This window comes from Amycolatopsis coloradensis, from assembly GCF_037997115.1.
Taxonomy (GTDB): Bacteria; Actinomycetota; Actinomycetes; order Mycobacteriales; family Pseudonocardiaceae; genus Amycolatopsis; species Amycolatopsis coloradensis_A.
On the sequence record NZ_CP150484.1, the window covers coordinates 4,851,431 to 4,876,273 of the forward strand.

Sequence of the window (24,843 nt, forward strand, 5' to 3'; positions counted from 1 at the left end):
GCATGACCGGGGTCTTGTGGCAAGTCCCCCCATGCGCTATATGTTTATTACGGAGGGAGTTGCCTTCGTTCACTTCTCGGCCCGTCGGGCCCTTTGTCCACCGCATTTTCATGCCCAGGGTCGTTGGCGTTCTATCGAGCCGTAAGGCAAAAGGTGGCGGGTTGCGAAAGCCACTTTCGCACGTCAGCGGAGGCGTGGAGCGCGAGCCGCCAGCCCAGGCGGTAGCGAAGGCCTCCTTCCCTACTCTGACGGTAGGGAAGCGCCACGCCGCATCGGCCGCGGCGTGCCGGCGGCGACGTCCGGAGAGTCGGGAGCGCCGACGGGCACCTGGCTGTCCGGCGTGGTCGCGACGCCGCCGCGGTAGGCGACCGCCCACCGGATCACGGTGTCCACATAGGACAGTGAGTGGTTGTAGCGATACACGGCCACGCGCTGGGTCTGCTCCGACGTCAGGTCGACACCGCCGGAGCAGAGGTACCGGCCCGAGGCCAGCGTCGCGTCGTAGATGTTGTTCGGGTTCGACTCGCCGTCGCCGTTGCCGTCCGAGGCGTAGCCCTTCCACGTCGACGGGATGAACTGCGTCGGGCCGACCGCGCGGTCCCACACCGTGTCACCGTCGTACTTGCCGCCGTCGGTGTCGGAGATCGCGGCGAACGGCCCGGCGCCGTTGAGTTGCGGGCCGAGGATCGGTTCGAGGGTGTTGCCCTTGGCGTCGACGTAGCCGCCGCGTGCGTGGTTGGACTCGATCCGGCCGATGCTGGCGATCAAAGCCCAGTCGATGTGGCAGCCGGGCAGTTCCTTCGCGAGGATGTCGGCCGCGTTCTTGTACGCCTTCATCATGCTGGCGGGGATGCCGAGCGCGCCCGACGGCGCGAACGCGCCGCCGACGTTGCCGCTGTGACCGGGGACGGTCAGCGGGTCCGGCGTCGGCGGCTGGGGGAGGCTGCCGTCGACGGCGATCTCCGGGACCGTGCCCGCCGGCGGTTGCCAGGCCGCGGCCTGGTTCTGCGGTGCGGCCGGTTTCGGCGCGGCGACCGGGGCGTCCGGTCCTGCCGACGCGGTGACCGCGGGCAGGACGGCGAGCGCCCCACCGGCGAGCGCGAAGGCCGTCCGGTGCCGGGCGGACAACTTGTCCGTCTGTCGAGGACGGTGCTTCGGCATGTTCTCTCCCGCAAGGTCGACTCCGGGCAAAACTATCCGATATCACCGAATTTCGGGGGCGGCACAACGAAAAACCCGCGATCCTGTCGAGTTTTCGTCCGCCCGGCACAAGACCTTCGTAGTGAAGTTGTCAATTTCACGCTGAGTTCACCGAATCGTCAGCAGAATCCCCGCTCCCCTCCGGGGTGGTCCGAACCGCGTGCAAAGAGACCTTTGCACAATCTCCTTTGCATGGCTACCTTGGTGTCATGACCGGTCCGCCGCCACCCGAAGAGATCGCCGACGCCGCCGTGCTGAAGGCGGTGATGCACCCGCTGCGCCGCCGGATCATGGAGGCGCTGGGCCGCGGACCCGCGACGGCGACGAAGCTGGCCAAGGAACTGGGGGAGAGCTCGGGCGCGACCAGCTACCACCTGCGGGAACTGGCGAAGTACGACTTCGTCGACGAGGCACCGGAACTCGCGCACGGCAAGGAGCGCTGGTGGCGTGCCCGGCCGCGCGACATCCGCTGGCCTCGGCACAGCGAGCAGAACGACGAGATGCGCGCCGTGTTCGACGAGGCGCAGCGCGCCGCGTTCACCGAAGACCTCGAACAGCTGGCGCGTTTCCTCGAGCGCCGCGGTGAGCTGGGCGAATGGGGTGACGCGCTGGTGTTCTCACGCGGCTCGGTCTACCTGAACCTCGAAGAGCTCAAGGAGTTCTTCGACGAGTACCTGGACCTGCTGCGCCGCTATTGGCGGCCGGAACCCGGCCCGGACGCGCGGAAGGTGCTCGTGCGCTGGACGGCGTTCCCGGATGCCGACGGGGAGGTGGGCGAAGGGAAGTGAAAACCGGTGGGAGAGCGGCCACTCGACCACCGGGATCGCGTCACCACGCCGGACGGCGTGTCTTCACGAACGACTCCACAGACAAGGGGGAGCAGCATGCTGCTCTGGAAGAGAATCGCGGCCGCCTGCGTCGCGGCGAGTCTGCTCGCGGCGGGGACCGCGGCGGCCGCGCAACCGCCGGACGGGGCAACCCGGGCGGACGCCACCATCCGCTACACCGAATACGGCATCCCGCATATCGTCGCCAACGACTGGGTGAACCTGGGCTTCGGGCAGGGGTTCGCCGCGGCCAGGGACAACATCTGCGCGATCGCGGACGTCGCGGTCACGACGCGGGCCGAGCGTTCCCGCTGGCTCGGGCCGGACGCGCCGCCGACGAGCGGGGTGAGCCAGGCGAGCACGAACCTCGCGAGCGACCTGTACTTCCAAGGTCTGAACGAAAGCGGCGTGATCGAGCGGCTCCTTTCGGCGCCCGCGCCGCGCGGGCCGTACCGAGAGGTCCGCGAACTGGTCCGCGGCTACGTCGAGGGGGTCAACAAGTACCTCCGCAGCGGTGAGATCACCGACCCGGCTTGCCGGGGCGCCGGCTGGCTGAAGCCGATCACCGAACTCGACGTCTACCGGCACAGCCACGCGGTCGGCATGATCTTCGGACAGGGCGGCGTCGCGGACTCGATCACCGCGTCGCTCCCGGGTGCGCCGCCCGCGGGCGGCGGTGCCGGACAGATGCTCGGGGAGACCGGGATCGGCAGCAACGCGATCGCGATCGGCTCGGCCGCGTCGGCGAACGGACGTGGTGTCTCGCTGGCCAACCCGCACCTGCCGTGGCAGCTGAGTGGGACCAGGCTGTGGCAGTCGCAGGTGACGCTGCCCGGCAAGCTCAACGTCAGCGGAGCCGGTATCCCCGGTATTCCGCTCATGTGGCTGGGACACAACGAAACCGCCGCCTGGAGTGGAACCGCCACCGACACGACGCGGACGTACACGCTGTTCGAGCTGAAGCTCGCGCCCGGCTCGCCGACGACGTATCTGGTCGACGGGAAGCCCGAGCGGATGCGCCGCCACGACGTGAGTGTCCTGTCGCGCAAGGCGGACGGCACTCTGGAGCGGGTCGTACGTCCACAGTGGACGACGCGGTACGGCCCGGTGACGACCCGGCTCGGGCAGCGGGAACTGCCGTGGACGGCGTCGAGCGCGTTCGCCATCGCGGACGCCAACGCCACGAACCTCGGGATGACGAACTCGATGTTCGCGATCGCCCGCGGCCGGACGGCGGGGGAGATGATCGGCGCGGTCCGCGAGACCCAGGGGCTGCCGTGGATGAACATCCTCGCCACCGACGACCGCGGCCGGGTGGAGTTCAGCCAGATCCACGGGGTCCCGCACGTCACCGACGAGAAGGCGGCGCGCTGCAACACGCCACTGGGCAAGGAGCTGTTCGACGCTGACGGCGTCGCGGTGCTCGACGGTGCCAAGACGGCCTGCGCGTGGGGCCGGGATCGCGACGCGCTACGGCCTGGCGTCTTCGGCCCGTCCAGCCTGCCGAGCCTGAGCCGGTCCGACTACGTGGCGAACTCGAACGACAGCTACTGGCTGCCCAACCCCTCGGCCGCGACGACCGGTTTCCCCAGGATCGTGGGCCCGGTCCGCTACGAACAGAACATGAGGACCCGTGGCGGCTTCGTCGAGATCGCCGATCAGCTGAAGAAGGGCGGCTTCACGGGGCAGGCGATGCGGGACCTGATGTTCTCGCACCGGGACCACGCCGCCGAACTCGTGCGGGCCCACGTCGTCGCGATGTGCCGCACGATGCCGGGAATGGAGGCCGCGTGCGCCGCGCTGGCGGGCTGGGACGGCCGTTCGGACGCGGAGAGCAGGGGCGCTCTGCTGTTCGACCGGTTCTGGTCGGCCGTGGATCGCGTGGGGCCATCGATCTGGAAGGTTCCGTTCGACGCCAAGGACCCGGTCCGCACGCCGAACACCCTCGACACGGGCAACGCGGCGGTCCGCAAGGCGCTTTCCGATGCCGTCGCGGAATTGCGAGCGGCGAAGATCCCGCTCGACGCGCCGTACGGCGACAACCACCATGTCGTCCGTGACGGCCGGAAGATCCCGTTGGGCGGCGGAACCGCGGGCCGTGGGGTCTACAACACCCTGGGCGGGCCTTGGGATCCGGCACGCGGCTACACCGAGTTCACGCATGGCGGGACGTACCTGCACGTCGTGGCGTTCGACGGTACGGGCTGCCCGGATACGACGACGCTGCTGACCTACTCGCAGTCCGCGAACCCGGAGTCCGCACACCACAGCGACCAGACGGAGTTGTACTCGCGCAAGCAGTGGGTCACCGAACGGTACTGCGAGAAGGACATCCTCGCGTCACCGTCGCTGGAGGTCGTCCGGGTGAGCAGGCGATGATCGCCGCGCTGCTCGCGGCCGTCGTGGCGGTCTCGTCACCGGTGCCCGCCGCGGCTCCGGACGGCGAAGTCTCGTTCACCAGCCACGGGGTCACCTTGCGGGGAACGGTGGTCGCGCCGGAGGGCGGCGGTCCGGCGCCGGGCATCGTCATGGTGCACGGATCCGGCGAACACGACAGGGACGACTATCGCGCCGAGGCGGAATCCTTCGCCAAGGCGGGGATCGCGACCCTGATCTACGACAAACGGACCGAGGGCTATTCGCTGTTCGAACGGGACTACTCGGTCCTGGCCGACGACGCTCTCGCCGCTGTCCAGGCGCTGCGTTCGCGTCCGGGGGTGGATCCGGCCCGCGTCGGCGTGTGGGGACTGAGCGAGGGAGGCTGGGTCGCGCCGCTGGCGGCGTCGAAGTCGAAGGACGTCGCCTTCGTGGTCACCGTCGGTGCCAACGGCGTTTCGCCCGACCGCCAGCAGTCGTGGGCCTTCGAGACCTATCTGCGCCGCGGCGGTGTCACCGGTTCGATGGTGGACATGGTGTCGTCGACGAACATGCGCACCCTCGCGGGTGCGGGCGTGTTCCCCGAGGCCGGATACGACCCTGTTCCGGTGCTGGAGAAGGTGCGGCAGCCGGTGCTCGGCCTGTGGGGCGAGCTGGATCGGCTCACCCCGCCCGGCGAGGCCGTCCGGATCTTCCGGGAAACGCTGGACAGGGCCGGGAACCGGCAGTACACGCTGAAGGTGTTCCCGCAAGCGCAGCACGGGCTCCGGCGGACCACCGATGGTTTCGACAAGCTCGACGGGTTCGCTCCCGGCTACCTCGACCTCGTCTCGGACTGGGTGAACGGAGCGAAGGGCGGGCCGTCGGCAGACCCGCCTCCGGACCAGGAGAGCCAAAGTGCCGCGCCGGCACCGCTCGCCTGGTACGAGGCGCCGTGGGTGCAGATCGGGGTCTGGGCGCTGGCTTTGCTGGCGTTCGCGGCCTACCCGGTGACAGCGTTGTTCCGCCGTCGTAAGGAGGTTCCGCTCGGCAGGCCCGCGCGGTGGCTGGCGTCGGCCGGCCTGCTCGGCACGGTGGGATTCCTCGTCTACTACGTCGTGCTGACGACGGGGGCGGCGATGGCGCCGGGCCCGGTCCTTTTCGGACGGACCTTGCCGTGGCTCGCGTTGCAGCTGATCGCGGTCGGGGTCGTCGTCGCCGGGGCGGTGACCGCGGTTTCGTGGTGGCGGAAGAAGGAAGGCGCGGGTGTGCGCGTCGGCCTGCTGCTGGCCGGGACCGTATTGTTCGTCCCCTGGGCCGTCCACTGGGGACTTTTGGTGCCGTGAAATGAGCCTGGGTGCCGGGCGGCCACCCGGCACCCAGGCGAACGGAAGCCGCGTCACCACGCCCGAGGGCGTGTCTTCACGAACGGGACCTCCGGGTCAGAAGATACTCAGGACTTCGGGGTGACGGCGAACCGGCGCAGTTCCAGCGCCGGGTTCTTGGCGCGTACCTCGGAGATCCGCTCGGCGGAGACCTCGCCGGTCGCGGTCCCCGTGCGCTCGCCGAGCGAGGCGACGACGACGCCCATCGGGTCGACGATCATGCTGTGTCCCGAACCCGCGGGCGCGGCCTGCCCCGCCGCGACGAGGTAGATCGTGTTCTCGATCGCCCTGGCCCGGACCAGGGTGGTCCAGTGGTCCTCCTTGAGCGGGCCGGGCATCCACTCCGCGGGCAGCAGCACCGCGTCCGCGCCCGCGTCGACCAGGCGGCGGGTGACCTCCGGGAACCTCAGGTCGTAGCAGGTCTGTAGACCGAAGGTGATGCCGTCGACCTCGAACGTCTCCGGGGCCTCGATGTCTCCGGGCCGGACCAGTTCCGATTCGCGGAAACCGAAGGCGTCGTACAGGTGCAGCTTGCGGTAGAGCGCGGCGATCGCGCCGTCGGGGCCGGCCGCCACCAGCGTGTTCGAGATCCGCTCGCCGCCGGGGAGTGCTTCGTTGATGCCCGCGACGACGGTGATTTGCCGGTCCTTCGCGAGGCCGCGCAGCTCGGTGACGAAGGGCCCGTCGAGTTCTTCGGCCGAGGTCACGAATTCCCGGCTCATCGTCGGTACGGTGAACAACGAGTACTCGGGCAGCGCGACCACCCGCGCACCGCGGTCGGCCGCTTCGCCGACGAGGGAGGCGACTCGGGCGAGGTTGGCCTGTTTGTCGTTGCCGGGCGCGAACTGCGCCACCGCGACGTGCACCATGGGACCCCTTCCAATCAGTGGAACTCTTGTATACATGATGGATACTTGGGTGGTCCAGGTGTAGGCTCTGTCGCGAAAAGTAAGGGAACAGAGGGGGAACGAGATGACTGTGACCGCCGAAGGGGGCGGCCCGGCGCGCGAGCGGGTCTACACGTGGCTGCGCGACGGAATCATCTCGGGCGAGCTGGAGGGCGGCCGCTTCCTCGACGAAATGTGGGTTTCCGGCGTCGTCGGCGTCTCCAGGACCCCGGTACGCGAGGCGTTCCACCGCCTGGCCGCCGAGCGGTTCATCAGCCTCCTGCCCCGCAAGGGCGCCCAGGTGCGCACGGTCACCGCCAGGGAACTGGAAGAGGTCTACCAGAGCAGGCGGCTGATCGAAGGGCACGCCATCGCGGCGCTCTGCGCGAACCGGGCGGGGGCCCCCGCCGAACTGCCGGAACTCATCGAAGCGATGGCGAGCTCCGGCGCCGAACGTGACTGGTTCGCCGTTTCGGGTTTCGACCGCCGGTTCCACCGCGCCATCGTGAACGCCGCGGGGAACACCGTCCTGACCGAGCTGTACGACACGCTCCGTTCACGGCAGCAGCGGGTCACGGTCCGCGCGCTGGAGGCACGCCCGGAACGGCTGACGGTGATCAACGAGGAGCACCGGGCCCTGGTCGCTGCCCTGAACGCCCATGACGTCAAAGAGGCGTCGCGGCTGCTGGAGGAACATCTGCGCCCGGTGTCCGAAGTGATGTCGGCGCTGCCACAGGAAGGCTGACCTCGATGGGACTCGAAAAGGTCGTCGGCGTCATGCGCGACAACCTCACCGTCCGGCGTGTCTACGGCGAGCCCGTCGAGAAGGACGGCGTCGTGGTCATCCCGGCCGCGAGGGTGATCGGCGGCGGAGGCGGCGGGCACGGCGCCGAACAGGACAAGGAAGGCGAGGGCGGCGGTTTCCTCCTCGCCGCGCGGCCCGTCGGCGCGTACGTCCTCAAAGGCGGCGAGGTGCGCTGGGTCCCGGCGGTGGACGTGACCCTCCTCGGTGCGGTGTTCGCGGTCATGGTCGCCGCGATCCACCGGCGCCGGCCATACCGGCGAGGATCAGATCGATCCCGATGAGGAACTGTATCCGGTCGTCGTGATCGCGGGCCTCGGCGGCGACTGTCCGGAGGAAGGGGAATTCGCCCGGATCGAGTTCTTCCCACACGTCCGCCGCGGCGTGGAGGAATTCGGCACGGTCCACCCGGGCCCGAGCACCCGGGCGTTCGCGGCGTTCTGGCCCGCGGCGCCGAAGATGTAGAGCACCAGCGCCGAGGTCGCCGTGAACCAGGTGGTTTCGGGGGCGCCGAGCGCACTGACCCGCTGTCCGATGGTTTCGAAGATCCGCGGCGTCACGGAGCCCCGAGGGCTACGGGAAAGCTGGAGAGCGAGCTGCGGGGAAAGCCACGGGTGCCGCTCGATCGCTTCGAACAGACCGAGCCCGATGGCCCGTATCTCGTCCTGCGGTGAGCCCTCGGCCACGACTCGCAGCGCGGCGACGATGACGGACGCGGTCGCGGCGTCGAGCAGCGCGCCCTTGTTCGGCACGTGCCAGTAGATCGCGCCGGGGCCGGTGGCGAGGCGTTCGGTCAGCGTCCGGAAGGTCAGCCCGCGCTCGCCCGCCGCGTCGAGGAGTTCGACGGCGGCCTCGACGATGCGCTCGCGGGACAGTGCCTCCGCGCGTGTCCGTGGTGCCATGTCGTTCATCCCGGCAGAGCGCGGATAGGCGGCTTTCGGGTTAGTTTCCCTGTATGGCGAAAAGCTCGGCGGTGGAGATCGAGGTCGGCGACCGTACGGTGCGTGTCTCGAATCCGGATCGTGTCTACTTCCCGGCACGCGGCGAGACCAAGCTCGACCTCGTCCGGTACTACCTCGCCGTCGGCGACGGGATCGTGCGGGCACTGCGGGAACGGCCGTGCATGCTGCATCGGTTCCCGTCCGGCGTTTCGGGGGAGAAGGTCCATCAGAAGCGGGTGCCGAACGGTGCTCCCGACTGGTTGCAGACCGTCCGCGTCGACTTCCCCTCCGGCAGGCACGCCTACGAACTGTGCGTCACCCATCCCGCGGACGTGATCTGGGCGGTGCAGATGTCGACCGTCGAGTTCCACCCGTGGAACTCGCGCCGCGCCGACACCGAACGCCCCGACGAATGGCGGATCGACCTCGACCCGATGCCCGGCTGCCCGTTCTCCACCGTGCGGAAGGTCGCCCACACGGTCCGCGAGATCCTGGACGAGCTCGGGATCACCGGCTGGCCGAAGACCTCCGGCGGGCACGGCCTGCACGTCTACGTCCGGATCGAACCACGCTGGGGTTTCCAGGAGGTCCGCCGGGCGGCGCTCGCGTTCGCGCACGAGGTCGAGCGGCGGATGCCCGACGAGGTCACCACCACCTGGTGGCGCAAGGACCGCGACCCGTCGAAGCTGTTCGTGGACTACAACCAGAACGCGCGCGACCACACCATCGCGAGCGCGTATTCGGTTCGTGGCGTGCCCGAAGCCGTCATCTCGACCCCGATCCGGTGGGACGAGATCGACGACGTCGAACCGCGTGAGTTCACCATCGCAACCGTGCCCGCGCGCTTCGCCGAACTCGGCGACCTGCACGCGGGCATCGACGACACGGCGTACTCGCTCGAGACCCTGCTCGAGTGGGCGGACCGGGAAGGCCTCGACACGGAAGGCGAGTGAACCGCCCGCATTTAGAGGACTAAATGCGGGCAGAGGGTCACTTGCCGACGTAGGCCGCCAGGTGTTCGCCGGTGAGCGTCGAAGCGCTCGCGACGAGGTCGGACGGCGTGCCCTCGAAGACGATCTTGCCGCCGTCGTGGCCGGCGCCCGGGCCGAGGTCGATGATCCAGTCGGCGTGCGCCATGACCGCCTGATGGTGCTCGATCACGATCACGGACTTGCCCGCGTCGACGAGCCGGTCCAGCAGGCCGAGCAGGTTCTCGACGTCGGCGAGGTGCAGACCGGTGGTCGGCTCGTCGAGGACGTAGACGCCACCCTTGTCACCCATGTGCGTCGCGAGCTTCAGCCGCTGCCGTTCACCGCCGGAAAGCGTGGTGAGCGGCTGGCCGAGGCTGAGGTAACCGAGCCCGACGTCGTCGAGCCTGCTGAGGATCGCGTGCGCGGCCGGGATGCGCCCGTCGCCCTCGCCGAAGAACTTCACGGCCTCGGACACCGGCATTTCGAGTGCTTCGCTGATGTTCTTGCCGCCGAAGGTGTACTCCAGCACCGACGCCTGGAACCGCTTGCCGTCGCATTCCTCGCAGGTCGTCGCGGTGCCCGCCATGATGCCGAGGTCGGTGTAGATGACGCCTGCGCCGTTGCAGTTCGGGCAGGCACCTTCGGAGTTGGCGCTGAACAGCGCCGGCTTCACCCCGTTGGCCTTGGCGAAGGCTTTGCGGATCGGTTCGAGCAGGCCGGTGTAGGTGGCCGGATTGCTCCGCCGCGAGCCGCGGATGGGGGTCTGGTCGACCGAGACCACGCCCTCGGCGGCGGGGATGGAGCCGTGGATCAGCGAACTCTTGCCGGAACCCGCGACACCGGTGACCACGCAGAGGACACCGAGCGGGACGTCGACGTCCACGTTCCGGAGGTTGTGGCGGTCCGCGCCGCGGATCTCCAGTTTGCCGGTCGGCTTGCGGACGCTGTCCTTGAGCGACGCCCGGTCGTCGAGGTGCCTGCCGGTGATGGTGTCGCTGGCGCGCAGGCCTTCGACGGTGCCCTCGAAGCAGATCGTCCCGCCCGCGGTACCCGCGCCGGGCCCGAGGTCGACGACGTGGTCGGCGATGGCGATGGTCTCCGGCTTGTGCTCGACGACCAGCACCGTGTTGCCCTTGTCGCGCAACTGCTGGAGCAGGTTGTTCATCCGCTGGATGTCGTGCGGGTGCAGACCGATGGTGGGCTCGTCGAAGACGTAGGTGACGTCGGTGAGCGAGGAGCCGAGGTGCCGGATCATCTTCGTGCGCTGCGCCTCGCCACCCGAAAGCGTGCCGGACGGCCGGTCGAGGGAGAGGTAGCCGAGCCCGATGTCGACGAAGGAGTCGAGGGTGTGCTGGAGCTTCTCCAGCAGCGGCGCCACCGACGGCTCCTTGAGCCCGCGGACCCAGTCGGCGAGGTCGCTGATCTGCATCTTGCAGGCGTCGGCGATGTTGATCCGCTTGATCTTCGACGATCGCGCGAGCTCGCTGAGCCTGCTTCCGTCGCATTCGGGGCAGGTGGCGAAGGTGACCGCCCGGTCGACGAACGCGCGGATATGCGGCTGCATCGCCTCGCGGTCCTTGGACAGGAACGACTTCTGGATCGTGGGGATCAGTCCCGAGTAGGTCAGGTTGATGCCCTCGATCTTGAGCTTGACCGGCTCCTTGTAGAGCAGGTCGTTCATCTGCCGCTTGGTGTACTTCTTGATCGGCTTGTCGGGGTCGAAGAAACCGCAGCCGCGCAGGATGCGGCCGTACCAGCCGTCCATGGAGAAGCCGGGGATCGTCAGCGCGCCCTCGTTGAGGGACTTCGTGTCGTCGTACAGCGCGGTGAGGTCGATGTCGTTGACCTGCCCCCGGCCTTCGCAGCGGGCGCACATGCCGCCGGTGATGCTGAACTCGCGGCGTTCCTTCGTCGTCCGCCCGCCCTTCTCGACGGTCACCGCGCCCGCGCCGGAGATCGACGCGACGTTGAAGGAGAACGCCTGCGGTGAGCCGATATGCGGCTTCCCGAGCCGGCTGAAGAGGATGCGCAGCATGGCGTGGGCGTCGGTGGCGGTGCCGACCGTGGAGCGCGGGTCGGAGCCCATCCGCTGCTGGTCGACGATGATCGCGGTGGTCAGGCCGTCGAGCACGTCGACCTCGGGCCGGGCCAGCGTCGGCATGAAGCCCTGAACGAAGGTGCTGTACGTCTCGTTGATCAGCCGCTGCGACTCGGCCGCGATCGTGTCGAAGACCAGGGAGCTCTTGCCCGATCCGGAAACCCCGGTGAACACCGTCAGCCGTCGCTTCGGCAGCTCGACGGCGACGTTCTTGAGGTTGTTCTCGCTCGCGCCCAGCACGCGGATCAGGTCGTGGCTGTCGGCGGGGTGCTGCTCGGGCGGCCGCGGCCTGGTGGTCTTGCGCATCTTCTCTCCATCCTCATGTGGGCCGCGTGTACGTTCCGTCAGCCTCACCGGGCTCGATCTAACCAGCTTCGAGCTGTTCGTCCTCGATGATGGTCACGCTAGGTGAGTCCGGGGGCCAAGTGCTTCTCGATTCCTGATCCGTCTTCCCGAAGCAGGGTCGCGAGCAGCTTCTCGCCCTCGGGCCACGGCCCGTGCGCTCCGGTGAGATGCCCGACGAGACCGATGTCGGCGAACTCGGCACCCCAGCTTCCGGCGAAGGACCGCGCGCGGGCCGGGGTCATCCAGCGGTCGTCCGCGAACAGAAGTGCCATGGACGTCAGCATTCAGACGCTCCAGCCCTCGCTCTTCGTCGCCTTCAGGTAGTCCTCGACCGGTGGGCCGACCGGCCTGCCCTCGTACTGGGTCGACAGCACCACCGACGACCGGATCTCGCCGTGTTTGCCCAGCCGTTCGAAGAGGCCTTCGAGGTGTTCGAGCGACACGGCCCGCACCTTCAGCATGGTGCAGCGGTCGCCGCTGAGCCGGTGCAGCTCGACCACCTCGGGGTAGTCCTCGGACTTGCTGGTGCGCAGGAGGCAGCTGCCGAGCGAGCAGCGCATCTCGACGAACGCCTGGAGGCCGTACCCGGCGCGGCGGGCGTCGACCTGGGCGCGGTACCCGGTGATGACGCCCGCCTCCTCCAGCCGCCGGACCCGTTCGGCGACGGCCGGGGCAGAGAGGTTCACGCGGCGGCCGAGTTCCTTGAACGAGAGCCGCCCGTCGCTCTGGAGCGTTTCGAGGAGCCGCCAGTCGAGATCGTCCAGCGCCCTTTCCGATCGTAAGGTCATCGCGCCCGGATTCCTTCCATGATGCGCCTCGCACCCCCGCGAGGCCTTCGTCAGCCTATTCGCCGGAGCACCCGGAATCCCTAGGTTTGAATCATGAAACCGATGTTCGCGCTCTTCATGGGCGTCGCCTGTCTCAGTACCGCGGTCGTCGGTCTGTCCACCACGGCGGCCCTGATCGTGGTCGAGCACGCCGGCGCAGCGTGGAGCGGGCTGCCGAACGCCGTGCTGGTACTCGGTTCCGCGGCGGGTTCGCTGTGGTCGGGGGCACTGGCCGCCCGCTACGGCAGGCGGCTCGTCCTGGTGCTGATGTACGGCGCCGCGGTGGCGGGCGCGCTGATCTCGTTCGCCGGCGTGCTCGGCGGATCCGTGCTCGCGCTGGTGGCGGGGATGCCCTTGATCGGCTTCGGCAACAGCGGCGCGCAGCTGTCCCGGTACACGGCCGCCGACCTGTCGCCCGAGCACCGCAAGGGGTTCGCACTGTCCACAATGGTCTGGGCGGGGACCGTCGGCGCGGTCGCGGGGCCCGCCCTGATCGCACCGGCCGCGGCGAGGGCGGAAGCCGCCGACCTGCCCGCCCTGTCCGGCCCGATCGCGGCGGGGGCGATCGTCGTGGCCATCGCCGTGGTCGCCGTCGCCACCCTGCCGCGTGGCCTCGCCGCCCCGGCGGAGGGGGTGGCGAGGACGGAGCGGATGTCCGTGCGGAACCCGGTGATCCTCGGGCCGCTCGTGGCGATGGTCGGCGCGCAACTGGCCATGGTGGCGGTGATGACGATGACGCCGGTCCAATTGCACCAGCACGGTCAGGGACTGGACGTCGTCGGCTGGGTGCTGAGCGCCCATCTGGTCGGGATGTTCGCGCTGGCACCGCTGTCCGGCTGGATCACCGACCGCTGGGGCGGCCGCGCGGCGATCTTCGGCGGGATCGGCACGCTCACCGTCGCGGCGGTCACCGCGATCGGCGCCCCGGATTCGCATCACGTGGGAATCCCGGTCGCGATGTTCCTGCTGGGCTACGGCTGGAACCTGGTGTTCGTCGGCGGCAGCAGCATGCTCAGCCGCGATCTCCCGCCCGCTCAGCGGACGAGGGCCCAAGGCACCGTCGACGCCTTCGTCTGGGGGACCTCGGCCGCGGCGAGCCTGCTCGCCGGGCAGCTGTTCGGCCTGGGCGGATACGTTCTGGTCGCCGTCGCGGGCGGACTGTGCGCTCTCGTCCCGCTCGCGGTGATCGGCCGACGGGCGGCCGAGCCGGAATCCGTTGAAAAAGCCGGGCTCCGCTGATCTGCGAAACCCGGGGCCTGCCGTCATACTGCTTCACTCCGACACGAACGAACCCGTGATGACGCAGATCACGTGGGTGACCGATTCGGAGGGTCCTAGGGTGAAAGCAGACAAGGTGCGGGAGATCGGGGGTGCACGATGAGCGAGTTCGCGGTGAATCTGCGGGACCGGGTACGGCAGGCGAGGGAGGACGTCCAGATCGCCAAGCAGGCCTCGGACGAGGACAGGGCTTCGGCCGTCGGCGCCGATCTGGCCAACCTGGAGCGACTGGCCGCCGAGCACGGCGTGGAGCTGCCGGAGCAGTCTTCGGGTGACGTCCGGGCGTGACCCGGGTTCGGAGCCGATGATCGGGCTTTGACACCCTGGGGCGTGTGACCGCAAGCCTGAACCGGATCCGCGCCTTCCTGGCGGACCGCGAGCCGCCGACACCGTGTCTGGTCGTCGACACCGACCTGGTCGCGGAGAGTGCGGCCGCGGTCTCGGCGGCTTTCCCGGACGCGCTGATCCGCTACGCGGTCAAGGCGAATCCGGCTCCCGAGGTACTCGACGCCGTGGCGTCGACCGGCGCGGGCTTCGACGTGGCGGGCACGGCGGAGATCGAGCTGTGCCTGTCCCGGGGCGCGCGGGCGGCGGACCTGGCCTACGGCAACACGATCAAGAAACCGGCGGACATCGCCTTCGCTCACGAGCGCGGGGTCCGTGAATTCACCACGGATTCCGCCGGTGATCTGGCGAACCTTGCCGAGCACGCGCCCGGTTCGCTGGTCTCGGTCCGCCTGCTGACCGGCGGTCCGGACTCGGTCACGCCGTTCGGCCACAAGTTCGGCTGCGAGCCCGCGGTGGCCGCGACCCTGCTGCGCCAGGCCGCGGAAGCCGGGCTGCGGCCGGGAATCGCGTTCCACGTCGGCTCGCAGCAGCCGGATCCGGCCGCCTGGGAGATCGGGATCGCGACCGCGGCCAAGGTCGCCGCCGACGCGGGCGTCGTACTGGAGCGGCTCAACATCGGCGGAGGGTTCGCCACCGAGCATCGGGAACCCGTGCCGTCGCTGACGGACTACGCCGCGGTGATCCACGCCGCCCGCCGGGAGCATCTGCCGGAGCCGGAGTTGCTGCTGGAACCCGGTCGCGTGATCGTCGGCGACGCCGGGCTCATCAGGACCGAGGTCGTCCTGGTGACGACTCGCGCCGCCGCGGACGAACGCCGCTGGGTCTACCTCGACGTCGGCAGGTACAACGGAATGGCGGAGTGCGAGAACGAAGCCGTCGCGTATCGGCTGGAGGCCGTCGGCGTCAAGGGGCCGCAAGGACCGGTGGTCCTCGCCGGGCCGACCTGCGATGGTGACGACGTGCTCTACCAGCGGACGCCATGCGCCCTGCCGATGTCGTTGAAGGCCGGCGACCGGCTGGACATCCCGGGCACCGGGGCGTACACCGCCAGCTATTCGTCCGTCGCGTTCAACGGAATCGAGCCGTTGCGTACCTATTGTGTGGGGAGGTTCGCCGATGCCGGGTGAAGTACCACTCGTCGGCCGGTTCGCCGGCCGCCACGTACTCGCGGAGTTCGAGGGGATCGAGCCGTCGTTGCTCGACGATGCCGTGCTGCTCAAGAAGACGCTCGCCGAAGCGGTGACCGAGGCGGGCGCGACGGTCTGCGAAGTCGTGTCGCATTCCTTCGCCCCGCAAGGGGTCACCGTGCTCGCGCTGCTGGCGGAATCGCACGCGTCGGTGCACACCTATCCGGAGATCGGCTCGGTGTTCGTGGACGTGTTCACCTGCGGGGACCGGGCGGATCCGGAACGCGCGGTCACACTGCTGGCGAAGATGCTGGGCGCCGGTACCGTCCGGATGTCCACCGTGGAACGAGGAGAGAACTGATGGTGCAGCGAGTGATCGTCGAGCCGATGGGCGCGGGGCTCACCCGGAACTGGGACGTCGAGGAGGTCCTGTTCGAGGGCCGCACCGCGTTCCAGAACGTCCTCATCGGACGGACCGCGCAAGGGATCTCGTTGTTCTGCGACGACGAACGGCAGAGCACCGAACTGAGTCAGCTCGTATACCACGAGGCGCTGATGATCCCCGCGCTGCTGCTCGCAGAACGCGTCGAGCGGGTACTGATCATCGGCTCCAGCGAAGGGGTCGCCTCCGAACTCGCGGTCGCCGCGGGCGCAGAGGTGGTCGATCACGTCGACATCGACGCCGAAGCGGTGCGGGCCTGCGCCGAGCATCTTCCCTACGGCTACACGCTCGACGATCTGGCCCGTGCCGAGCGCGGGGAGGGGAAGATCCGGATCCACTACCGCGACGGCTGGGAGTTCCTCGCCGACGCGCGTGAGCGCGGGGATTCCTACGACGTGGTCGTGATCGACCTGCCGGACGAGAACGACGATCCGGAGGCGCAGCACAACCGGTTGTACGGTGCCGATTTCCTCGCCCGGTGCACGGCGTTGCTCACCGACGGCGGAGTGGTCGGGTGTCAGGCGGGTTGCCCGACATTGTGGCGCAACCAGACGTTGACCACGTCGTGGCGCCGGTTCGGCGAGTCTTTCGGGACCGTTCTCTACTACGGTTCGGACGAGCACGAGTGGGCGTTCCTGAGCGGCAGGGCCGACGCGCTCGAAGAGCCCGGCGCGCTCGTCGCGGAAAAGCTCGGCAAGGCGGGCATCGGGGAGTCCACTTTAGACGAAGAGGCGTTGAGGGCGAATACGATGCCGCCGTTTTCCCTGCGGCGGCACTGAGAACCCCGCCCGTCGTTATCCATCCGAGATCAACGGTCGTCGCCGTGTGTGACGTCGTCGGAACAGGATCCTCCATCTGGTCGTTGCCGGTGATCGCGGTGAAGGCCAGAATCGCTCGGGTGAACAGCTGGCGAACGGACCGGGAGCCCGCAGTCTGTGCCGCCTTCGCGAGTTTGACCGCGAGTGTCACGGAAGACCTCGGGCCGGGCCGGGTGGTGGACACCTTGTCCAGCGAATGCACGCGACTGCTGCCGATCGATTCCACCGAGGTCTTCCTGCCGGGTCTCGAACTCGAACGCCATCCCTCGGCGGTGGCGGAAGGGCCCGCGCGAGAGTCGTTCGAAACCGGGAACGACATCGCCGTCCGTGACCTTTCCGCGGAGGCTTCGCGCTGGCCGGGTTACGCCGCCAGAATGGCGGGGAAGGGTTATGCCGCGGTTTCCGCGCTGCCATTGCGGACGGCGGACGAAACCGTCGGCGCGATCGCCTTCCTCAGTGCCGAAACCGCGGTCCTGAGTGCTGAAGACCGCCGTCTTGGCCGGGCGCTCGCCGACGTCGCGACGTTGTGCCTTCTGCGCCAGCGGGAATTGCGTCATTACCGGACGCTTTCGGAGCAGTTGCAGACCGCGCTCGAAAGCCGGGTCGTCATCGAACAGGCGAAAGGCATGCTCGCCGAACGCGCCGGTGTCGATGTCGGCACCGCCTTCCGTCGTTTGCGTTCCCTCGCCCGCGGTACGAACAGGAAGCTGGCGGAAGTCGCGCGCGGCGTCGTCGAAGGCACACTGGACGCCCGCGAACTCCGGTCGCGAGGCCGGTGACGGCTGCCGGGAAACGGCAAGCGTGGGCTGATAGGGCCGTTGGTCACCGGAACCGGGGACTTGTCCCGGACAGCGCGCGACCGTGCGGCCCTAGGGCGCGAGGTCGTCATCGGAAAGGCTTCACCGCACCAGAAGGGTGCGGTGAGGTCATGGCGTTGCTGGGAGGTCTGCGCGGGAGGGGCCGGTCGGTGCGGCCGAGCATGCTTCCGTTGCTGGAGTTGAGGTCCGCGGCATTGACCCTGCGGTCCGGGTACGGGCTGGCGTCCACCGGATCAGGGACGGTCTGCTTCGTCGCGGAGGGCCGTCCGGGCCAGGGGACGGAGGCGGAGATCGTCGCCGGGCTCGCCGGGGACTCTATCCGTCGTAACGTGGTCAATCACGACGCGCTCGGGCGGACGATCGTGCGCTGCTGGCGGGAGAACGGCGACCTGGGCTGGTTGCTCGACGACCTCGCCGACGTCAACGAGCGGTTGACTCAGGCCGGGTTCGCGTCCTGGCTGCTGCACACGACGGTCGACTTCGCCGAGCTGCGGGACATGCGCCATCCCAAGCTGACCATGGTCTATCGCCGGGAGCGCGGCACTTTCTACCCGTACGCGCCTCGTGGGACCCAGGGCCGGGACAGGGCTATGGAACTGAGGATCCGCTCGTCGCTGAGCCGGATCGTGCCGATGGAGTCCGACATCGGCCGGTGGCGCCCGGTGTGACGGGCGCCGGCCCGGTCAGCCGAGCGCGCCGCTGAGCCAGCCGCGCAGCCGCTGGACGCGCCGGTCTCCCGGGGTCCACGCCGGGAGACGGCGCCGCGACCGCGTGGCCAGGGCCGCGCCGTCGAGATGCCGGATGGCGGTGAGCACGTCGTCGAGCAGCGAAGCATGCGTTTCGGGTTCGGTCACGACCCTCGGCAGCCGCTCGAATTCGGCCGCGACCCGCGCCCGGCGGGCGACCGCGTGCGTGCCGGGACGGCGGCGGGTCTCGCAGATCCTCGTGGTCACGTCCCGGTCACCCTTCCCGTGCTCTCGGTCCGGCAGTCGTCGCGTACGACGATGAGCCACCGAGGCCGTTCCGGTGAGCGCCGAAGGTTGTGCCATCGAGGGCACAAAGACCTCACTCGGTCGCAAGACGGGTACAACGGGTCACGGGTTGGCCTCGAAAACGACGGTGGGACCGGAGGCAGTGGGAAAATGCGCCGGTCTCCAGCCGGATCTCGCGTGCTTGAAGCCGGAAGACACCGCGCGATCCGGTTTCGGGTGTGTTCCGTCTTCGGACACGCGAGTTCGCACCAGGGTGAATGCGGCCGTGGCGGGGTTGATTTCCGGGAATCTGCCGGACAATGGTCAGGGCGAGAACACGATCGACGGAGAAGGTGCATGCCGAACCCGACCTCCCCGCAGCCCGTGCCCCCGGAGGCGGCCCCGATCCGGGTGCTGCTCGTCGAGGACCACAAGATGGTGGCCGAAGCGCTGGGCGCGGCCTTCGAGGAATTCCCGGAGATCGACCTGGTGGCGTCGGTGGAGTCCTTGGCGCACGGGATGATCGCGGCGGAAGAGCACCTGCCCGACATCGTGCTGCTCGATCGGCGGCTGCCGGACGGCGACGGGATCGAGGCGATCGCAGGGTTCCGCGCGATCTCGCCGTCGAGCAGGGTGCTGGTGCTCACCGGTGACGCGAACAGCGCCATCGTCGCCAGGATCCTGGAGGTCGGCGGGGCCGGGCTGCTGCTGAAATCCGGTCTCCTCGACGAACTGGTCACGGCGATCCGGACCATCGCGGCGGGCGACATGGTCATCGACCCCGACCTGCTCAGCGGCGCGCTGGCGATGCTGGGGGCGGGCAGTCCCGGCGGGCTCGGGCCGGTACTCACCCTGAGAGAACGTCAGGTGCTCGGGCTGATCGCCGATGGAGTGGGAACCGACCGGATCGCCGAAGAGCTGCGGCTGGCGCGGAATACCGTGCGGAATCACGTGCAGCGGATCCTGGTGAAGACCGGGACCCATTCGAAACTCGAAGCCGTGGCGCACGCGCGTAAGAATGGCCTCCTCGAACGGCCGTAGCGGGGAGACGTATCCGAGTGCCAAGCTGCACTATGGCCATGCTGCCATCGGAACAGACGCCTGATCACCGCAGCGCTGTGCTCTTCGAGTTGTTCATGCACAGCGTCGTCGACTACGCCATTTACCTGCTGGACGTCGAGGGTCGCGTGATCAGCTGGAATCCGGGGGCGGAGCGGATCAAGGGCTATTCCGAGGACGAGATCCTCGGCCGTCATTTCTCCGTTTTCTACACCGAGAACGACGTCGCCGACGGCAAACCCGCCTCGGAGCTGCTGGTCGCCGCCGAGATGGGGAGTCACGAGAACGAGGGCTGGCGCGTCCGGCGCGGCGGCGAACGGTTCTGGGCCAACACCGTGATCACCGCCTTGCGGGACGAACAAGGCGGCCTCGCCGGTTTCGGCAAAGTCACCCGTGATCTCACCGAACACCGGAAAACACTGGAGGAAAGGACCGAACGCCGCCAGGCCTTCGCACATTTGGTCCGGGCGCAGGAAACCGAACGTCGCCGTATCGCGTGGGATGTTCACGACGATTCCATTCAGTCGATGATAGCCGTCAGCATGCGGTTGCAGATGCTCGCCGCGCAACGGCGGGATCCCGCTTTGAAGCAACTCGACGAAGCGATTCAAGGGGCGATCCGACGATTGCGGATCCTCGTCGCCCAATTGCGGCCGCCCGCGTTGAACGACGAGGACCTGATCGCGTCCGTCCGCGACTACCTCGACGAGGTCGTGGCGGGCTGGGGGCTCGAATGCACACTGCGGCACGATCTCGCTGTCAAGCCGCCGCCCCACCTCGTCGTCACCGCCTTCCGGATCCTGCAGGAGGCGTTGGTGAACGTGCGTAAACACGCGAACGCCACTTCCGTCGCGGTCTCGCTGACCGGCCAGGACGGCGGTCTGCTGGTGACGGTCGCCGACGACGGCGATGGGATGAAACCGGACGGCGAGAACGCGCATGAATCGTTGTCGGGCGAGCACATCGGCATGGCGTCGATGCGTGAACGTGCCGAAGCGGCGCAAGGCTGGTTTCGGATCTCCAGCAGACCCGGCGAAGGTACGTCGGTGACCTTCTGGATTCCGTTGGGTCCTCCCCGCGGGTAGTCAGGACAAGGAGCCATTTCGATGCCGGAACCGGGAAGCAAGCGCGGATCACGAGAGACGGTCCGGGTGGGCGGGGCGATCGACGACCAAGGCTTGCAGCGGCTGCTGGAGGGCCTGAAAGCCGTTCGCGACGGTGATTTCAGCACCCGGCTGCCCCAGGTGGACGACGTCCTGATGGACGAGATGGCGCTCGTCTTCAACGGGATGGTCGATCAGCTGGCGTTGTTCACCTCCGAGGTCACCCGGGTCGCGCGTGAGGTGGGGACCGACGGAAAGCTCGGCGGCCAGGCGGCGGTGCCCTCGGTTTCGGGGACCTGGAAGGACCTCACCGATTCGGTGAACGCGATGGCGGGCAACCTCACCGGCCAGGTCCGCGACATCGCCGAGGTCGCGACGGCGGTGGCGAAGGGTGATCTGTCGCAGAAGATCACCGTCGACGTCAAGGGCGAGATGCTCGAGTTGAAGAACACGATCAACACGATGGTGGATCAGTTGTCGTCGTTCGCGGACGAGGTCACGCGGGTCGCGCGGGAAGTCGGCAGCGAAGGCCGGCTGGGTGGGCAGGCGGAAGTCCCTGGGGTGGCGGGGACCTGGCGGGATCTGACGACGTCGGTGAACTTCATGGCAGGCAACCTGACCGATCAGGTGCGGTCGATCGCCGAGGTCACCACGGCGGTGGCGAAGGGTGATCTGTCGCAGAAGATCACGGTCGACGCGCGGGGCGAGATCCTGGAGTTGAAGAACACGATCAACACGATGGTGGATCAGTTGTCGTCGTTCGCGGACGAGGTCACTCGGGTGGCGCGCGAGGTCGGCACGGAGGGGCGGTTGGGTGGTCAGGCGGACGTCAAGGGGGTGTCGGGCACGTGGAAGGGTTTGACCGAGTCGGTCAATGTCATGGCCGACAACTTGACCGATCAGGTGCGGTCGATCGCCGAGGTCACCACGGCGGTGGCGAAAGGCGATCTGTCGCAGAAGATCCGCGTCGACGCCCGCGGCGAGATCCTGGAACTCAAGGACACCATCAACACGATGGTCGGTCAGTTGTCGTCGTTCGCGGACGAGGTCACTCGGGTGGCGCGCGAGGTCGGCACGGAGGGGCGGTTGGGTGGTCAGGCGGACGTCAAGGGGGTGTCGGGCACGTGGAAGGGTTTGACCGAGTCGGTCAATGTCATGGCCGACAACCTGACCGATCAGGTGCGGTCGATCGCCCAGGTCGCGACCGCGGTCGCCAGGGGTGATCTGTCGCAGAAGATCACCGTCGAGGCCAAGGGCGAGGTCGCCGCGCTCGCGCAGACGATCAACACGATGGTCGACACGCTGTCGGCCTTCGCGGACGAGGTCACGCGCGTGGCGCGCGAGGTCGGCACCGAGGGCATCCTCGGCGGGCAGGCCAGGGTGCCGAACGTCGCCGGGACCTGGAAGGACCTCACCGACAACGTCAACTCGATGGCGAACAACCTCACCGGCCAGGTCCGCAACATCGCCCAGGTGACCACCGCGGTCGCGCAGGGCGACCTGTCCCGCAAGATCGACGTCGACGCCCGCGGCGAGATCCTGGAGCTCAAGACCACCATCAACACGATGGTCGACCAGCTCTCCGCGTTCGCCGCGGAGGTCACCCGCGTCGCGCGCGAGGTCGGCAGCGAGGGGCGGCTCGGCGGCCAGGCCGAGGTCGAAGGCGTTTCGGGCACCTGGAAGCGGCTGACGGAGAACGTCAACGAGCTGGCGGGCAACCTGACCCGCCAGGTCAGGGCGATCGCCGAGGTCACCAGCGCGGTGGCCACCGGCGACCTCACCCGGTCGATCTCCGTCGAGGCGCAGGGCGAGGTCGCGGAGCTGAAGGACAACATCAACGCGATGGTCCAGTCGCTGCGCGAGACCACGCGGGCGAACGAGGAACAGGACTGGCTCAACAGCAACCTGGCGCGGATCTCCGGCCTGATGCAGGGGCACCGGGATCTGCGGGTGGTGGCCACGCTCATCATGAACGAGCTGACCCCGCTGGTCGGCGCCCAGCACGGGACGCTGTTCCTCACCGAATCCGGTGAACACGGCACCCGGCTGAGGCTCATCACCAGCTACGGGCACAGCGAGGACCCGGACACGCCCTCGGAGTTCGCGATGGGGCAGTCGTTGATCGGCCAGGCCGCGCAGACCAAGAAACCGATCGTGGTCGACCGGACGCCACCGGGTTTCGTGAAGATCTCGTCGAGCCTCGGTTCCGCCCCGCCGGTCACCCTGATCGTGCTGCCGATCGTCTTCGAGGACCAGGTGCTCGGCGTCATCGAACTGGCCACGTTCGGCCAATTCACCGCCGTCCGCAAGGATTTCCTCGAACAACTGATGGAGACCATCGGGGTCAACGTCAACACGATCATCGCCAACGCGCGGACCGACTCGTTGCTGGAGGAGTCCCAGCGGCTCGCCGAGGAGCTCCAGGCCCGCTCGGAGGAACTCCAAGCGCAGCAGGCGAAGCTCCAGGTCTCCAACGCGGAACTGGAGGAGAAGGCCGAACTCCTCGCGCGGCAGAACCGCGACATCGAGGTGAAGAACTTCGAAATCGAGCAGGCGCGCCAGGAGATCGAGGAACGCGCGCAGCAGCTCGCGCTCGCTTCCAAGTACAAGTCGGAGTTCCTGGCGAACATGTCGCACGAGCTCCGTACGCCGTTGACCAGCCTGCTGATCCTCGCCGGGGTCCTCTCGCAGAACACGACCCAGAACCTGACGCCCAAACAGGTCGAGTTCGCCAAGGTGATCCAGTCCGCGGGCACCGACCTGCTACAGCTGATCAACGACATCCTCGACCTGTCGAAGGTCGAAGCGGGCAAGATGGACATCCACCACGAGCCGTTCCCGCTGCGCCAGCTGCTCGACTACGTCGGCACGACCTTCCGTCCGCTGACCGCGGAGAAGGGGCTCGACTTCCAGGTCACCGTCGAACCCAACGTGCCCGAACTGCTCTTCACCGACGAGCAACGGCTGCGGCAGGTGCTGCGGAACCTGCTGTCGAACGCGGTCAAGTTCACCGAAGACGGCAGCGTCGAACTGCGGGTCAAACTGGTCGACACCGTCGTTTCGCCGTCGGGGGCGCTCCCGCACGAATCACTGGTGGCCTTCAGCGTCATCGACACCGGGATCGGGATCGCCGAGGAGAACCTCGAATCGATCTTCGGGGCCTTCCAGCAGGCCGACGGCACCACAAGCCGCAAGTACGGCGGCACTGGGCTCGGCCTGTCGATCAGCCGTGAGGTCGCGTACCTGCTCGGCGGTGAGATCCGGGCGGACAGTGCGCTGGGGACGGGCAGCACGTTCACGCTCTACCTGCCGGTGGCCAGGTTCGCCGCGTCCGCGAGCCACGATGAGTCCACTGTGGACAACGTCGGCGCGGAGCGGCGGGTCCTGGTCGTGGAGGGCGAGCGGAACAGCCTGCTGACCTTGCTCGCCCGCGGCGTCGCGGCCGACGTCGCGGACAGCCACGGCTCGGTCCAGGTCCGGGCGGTGGCCGATCCGGCGGAAGCGTTCGAGGAAGTGAAGCGGGAGAGCTACCGCTGCGTCGTCCTCGACACCAGCATGCCCGGAACGAGCGCGTTGAGCTTCCTCAAACGGCTCGCCGAGGGGCCGGACCCCGTCGAGGTCCCGGTGCTGGCGTACGCGACCCGCAAGCTCAGCGCGGCGCAGGAGCGCTTGCTGCACGGGCACGCGAAGGTGCATCCGGTCGAGCTGTTGCCGTCGCTGGACATGCTGCGGGAACGCATCATGCTGCACATCTCGGCCAGCGAACTCGAAGGCATCCTGCCACTGATGCAGCAGCCGGAGGTGACGGTGCCGTCGCCGGACGACCAGCCGCCCGGCCTGCCTGCCGGCTCGCCGCGGTTGCAGGGGCGCAAGGTCCTGCTCGTCGACGACGACCCCCGCAACGTGTACGCGATCTCGGGGATGCTCGAACTGCACGGACTGTCGGTCGTGCACGCGCCCAACGGCCGCAAGGGCATCGAGGAACTGCTGTCCGACGACGGCATCGACCTGATCCTGATGGACGTGATGATGCCGGAGATGGACGGCCACGCGACGACCGTGGCGATCCGCGAGATGCCGAAGTTCGCCGGTCTGCCGATCATCACGGTGACCGCGAAAGCGATGGAAGGGGACCGGGAGAAGAGCCTCGCCGCCGGGGCGAGCGATTACGTCACCAAACCCGTGAACGCCGAGGAACTGCTGGCGTGCATGGAACGCTGGCTCGCGGACTGAACGGCGGG

General features: G+C 68.5%; 21 protein-coding genes and 2 pseudogenes. 16 read left to right on the plus strand and 7 right to left on the minus strand.

Annotated elements, in window-relative coordinates; all coding sequences use genetic code 11:
* Positions 1 to 273: 273 nt before the first annotated feature.
* Positions 274 to 1,161: pseudogene (locus LCL61_RS22710) on the minus strand (lytic transglycosylase domain-containing protein); the annotation flags it as partial.
* A gap of 248 nt (positions 1,162 to 1,409) precedes the next feature.
* Here LCL61_RS22710 and LCL61_RS22715 point away from each other — a divergent pair.
* The 3 genes from LCL61_RS22715 (at position 1,410) to LCL61_RS22725 (ending at position 5,728) form a co-directional block, all read left to right on the plus strand.
* On the plus strand, positions 1,410 to 1,988 hold the full coding sequence (locus LCL61_RS22715; RefSeq protein WP_340681560.1) for an ArsR/SmtB family transcription factor: 579 nt from the start codon (positions 1,410 to 1,412) through the stop codon (positions 1,986 to 1,988).
* Between the two features lie 96 nt (positions 1,989 to 2,084).
* On the plus strand, positions 2,085 to 4,406 hold the full coding sequence (locus tag LCL61_RS22720; RefSeq protein WP_340681561.1) for a penicillin acylase family protein: 2,322 nt from the start codon (positions 2,085 to 2,087) through the stop codon (positions 4,404 to 4,406).
* On the plus strand, positions 4,403 to 5,728 hold the full coding sequence (locus LCL61_RS22725) for an alpha/beta hydrolase family protein (RefSeq protein WP_340681562.1): 1,326 nt from the start codon (positions 4,403 to 4,405) through the stop codon (positions 5,726 to 5,728). The genes LCL61_RS22720 and LCL61_RS22725 overlap by 4 nt, the downstream gene beginning before the upstream one ends.
* A 107-nt stretch (positions 5,729 to 5,835) precedes the next feature.
* Here the strand turns inward: LCL61_RS22725 and LCL61_RS22730 are convergent, their stop codons facing one another.
* Positions 5,836 to 6,636 (minus strand): carbon-nitrogen hydrolase family protein, encoded by an 801-nt coding sequence (locus LCL61_RS22730; RefSeq protein WP_340681563.1) that lies wholly within the window; start codon positions 6,634 to 6,636, stop codon positions 5,836 to 5,838.
* A gap of 103 nt (positions 6,637 to 6,739) precedes the next feature.
* Here LCL61_RS22730 and LCL61_RS22735 point away from each other — a divergent pair, with 103 nt between their 5' ends.
* Together LCL61_RS22735 and LCL61_RS22740 are read left to right on the plus strand one after the other, a co-directional pair.
* Positions 6,740 to 7,399, plus strand: coding sequence for a GntR family transcriptional regulator (locus LCL61_RS22735; protein ID WP_340681564.1), 660 nt, complete (start codon positions 6,740 to 6,742; stop codon positions 7,397 to 7,399).
* A gap of 5 nt (positions 7,400 to 7,404) precedes the next feature.
* On the plus strand, positions 7,405 to 7,740 hold the full coding sequence (locus LCL61_RS22740; RefSeq protein WP_340681565.1) for a sporulation protein: 336 nt from the start codon (positions 7,405 to 7,407) through the stop codon (positions 7,738 to 7,740).
* Here the strand turns inward: LCL61_RS22740 and LCL61_RS22745 are convergent.
* Positions 7,679 to 8,358 (minus strand): annotated as a pseudogene (locus LCL61_RS22745) (TetR/AcrR family transcriptional regulator). The gene LCL61_RS22740 and the pseudogene LCL61_RS22745 sit on opposite strands and share 62 nt — an antisense overlap.
* A gap of 53 nt (positions 8,359 to 8,411) precedes the next feature.
* On the opposite strand from LCL61_RS22745, the gene ligD reads away from it, so the two are divergent.
* Complete coding sequence (gene ligD, locus LCL61_RS22750; RefSeq protein WP_340681566.1) at positions 8,412 to 9,350, plus strand: non-homologous end-joining DNA ligase; 939 nt, start codon at positions 8,412 to 8,414, stop codon at positions 9,348 to 9,350.
* Positions 9,351 to 9,387: 37 nt separating this feature from the next.
* Here ligD and LCL61_RS22755 read toward each other — a convergent pair whose 3' ends face one another.
* The 3 genes from LCL61_RS22755 to LCL61_RS22765 form a co-directional block, all read right to left on the minus strand.
* Entirely contained in the window at positions 9,388 to 11,772 is a 2,385-nt protein-coding gene (locus LCL61_RS22755; RefSeq protein WP_340681567.1) for an excinuclease ABC subunit UvrA, read from the minus strand.
* Positions 11,773 to 11,870: 98 nt separating this feature from the next.
* Positions 11,871 to 12,083, minus strand: coding sequence for an alpha/beta hydrolase (locus LCL61_RS22760; RefSeq protein WP_340681568.1), 213 nt, complete (start codon positions 12,081 to 12,083; stop codon positions 11,871 to 11,873).
* Between the two features lie 12 nt (positions 12,084 to 12,095).
* Positions 12,096 to 12,599 (minus strand): Lrp/AsnC family transcriptional regulator, encoded by a 504-nt coding sequence (locus LCL61_RS22765; protein ID WP_340681569.1) that lies wholly within the window; start codon positions 12,597 to 12,599, stop codon positions 12,096 to 12,098.
* Between the two features lie 93 nt (positions 12,600 to 12,692).
* Between LCL61_RS22765 and LCL61_RS22770 the strand changes: the two genes are divergently transcribed.
* The 7 genes from LCL61_RS22770 (at position 12,693) to pspAB (ending at position 18,137) form a co-directional block, all read left to right on the plus strand.
* On the plus strand, positions 12,693 to 13,877 hold the full coding sequence (locus tag LCL61_RS22770; protein WP_340681570.1) for an MFS transporter: 1,185 nt from the start codon (positions 12,693 to 12,695) through the stop codon (positions 13,875 to 13,877).
* 138 nt (positions 13,878 to 14,015) lie between these two features.
* Positions 14,016 to 14,204 (plus strand): hypothetical protein, encoded by a 189-nt coding sequence (locus LCL61_RS22775; RefSeq protein ID WP_125683248.1) that lies wholly within the window; start codon positions 14,016 to 14,018, stop codon positions 14,202 to 14,204.
* 44 nt (positions 14,205 to 14,248) lie between these two features.
* Entirely contained in the window at positions 14,249 to 15,391 is a 1,143-nt protein-coding gene (locus tag LCL61_RS22780; protein ID WP_340681571.1) for a type III PLP-dependent enzyme, read from the plus strand.
* Positions 15,381 to 15,752 (plus strand): adenosylmethionine decarboxylase, encoded by a 372-nt coding sequence (gene speD / locus LCL61_RS22785; protein WP_340681572.1) that lies wholly within the window; start codon positions 15,381 to 15,383, stop codon positions 15,750 to 15,752. Before LCL61_RS22780 ends, speD begins: the two co-directional genes overlap by 11 nt.
* On the plus strand, positions 15,752 to 16,612 hold the full coding sequence (locus LCL61_RS22790; RefSeq protein WP_340681573.1) for a spermidine synthase: 861 nt from the start codon (positions 15,752 to 15,754) through the stop codon (positions 16,610 to 16,612). The genes speD and LCL61_RS22790 overlap by 1 nt, the downstream gene beginning before the upstream one ends.
* Positions 16,613 to 16,731: 119 nt before the next feature.
* Positions 16,732 to 17,430 carry a GAF and ANTAR domain-containing protein gene (locus LCL61_RS22795; RefSeq protein ID WP_340681574.1) on the plus strand — a complete coding sequence of 233 codons (699 nt, stop codon included), beginning with the start codon at positions 16,732 to 16,734 and terminating at the stop codon, positions 17,428 to 17,430.
* A 149-nt stretch (positions 17,431 to 17,579) separates the two neighbouring features.
* Entirely contained in the window at positions 17,580 to 18,137 is a 558-nt protein-coding gene (gene pspAB / locus LCL61_RS22800; RefSeq protein WP_340681575.1) for a PspA-associated protein PspAB, read from the plus strand.
* Between the two features lie 15 nt (positions 18,138 to 18,152).
* Here the strand turns inward: pspAB and LCL61_RS22805 are convergent, their stop codons facing one another.
* Positions 18,153 to 18,422, minus strand: a complete 270-nt coding sequence (locus tag LCL61_RS22805; RefSeq protein WP_340681576.1) for a hypothetical protein — start codon at positions 18,420 to 18,422, stop codon at positions 18,153 to 18,155.
* 375 nt (positions 18,423 to 18,797) lie between these two features.
* On the opposite strand from LCL61_RS22805, the gene LCL61_RS22810 reads away from it, so the two are divergent.
* The 3 genes from LCL61_RS22810 to LCL61_RS22820 are packed head-to-tail and all read left to right on the plus strand — an operon-like array spanning position 18,798 to position 24,835.
* Entirely contained in the window at positions 18,798 to 19,481 is a 684-nt protein-coding gene (locus LCL61_RS22810) for a response regulator transcription factor (protein ID WP_340681577.1), read from the plus strand.
* A gap of 32 nt (positions 19,482 to 19,513) precedes the next feature.
* Positions 19,514 to 20,584, plus strand: a complete 1,071-nt coding sequence (locus LCL61_RS22815; protein ID WP_425341928.1) for a PAS domain-containing sensor histidine kinase — start codon at positions 19,514 to 19,516, stop codon at positions 20,582 to 20,584.
* A 21-nt stretch (positions 20,585 to 20,605) separates the two neighbouring features.
* Complete coding sequence (locus tag LCL61_RS22820) at positions 20,606 to 24,835, plus strand: HAMP domain-containing protein (protein WP_340681579.1); 4,230 nt, start codon at positions 20,606 to 20,608, stop codon at positions 24,833 to 24,835.
* The last annotated feature ends 8 nt before the right edge of the window (positions 24,836 to 24,843 follow it).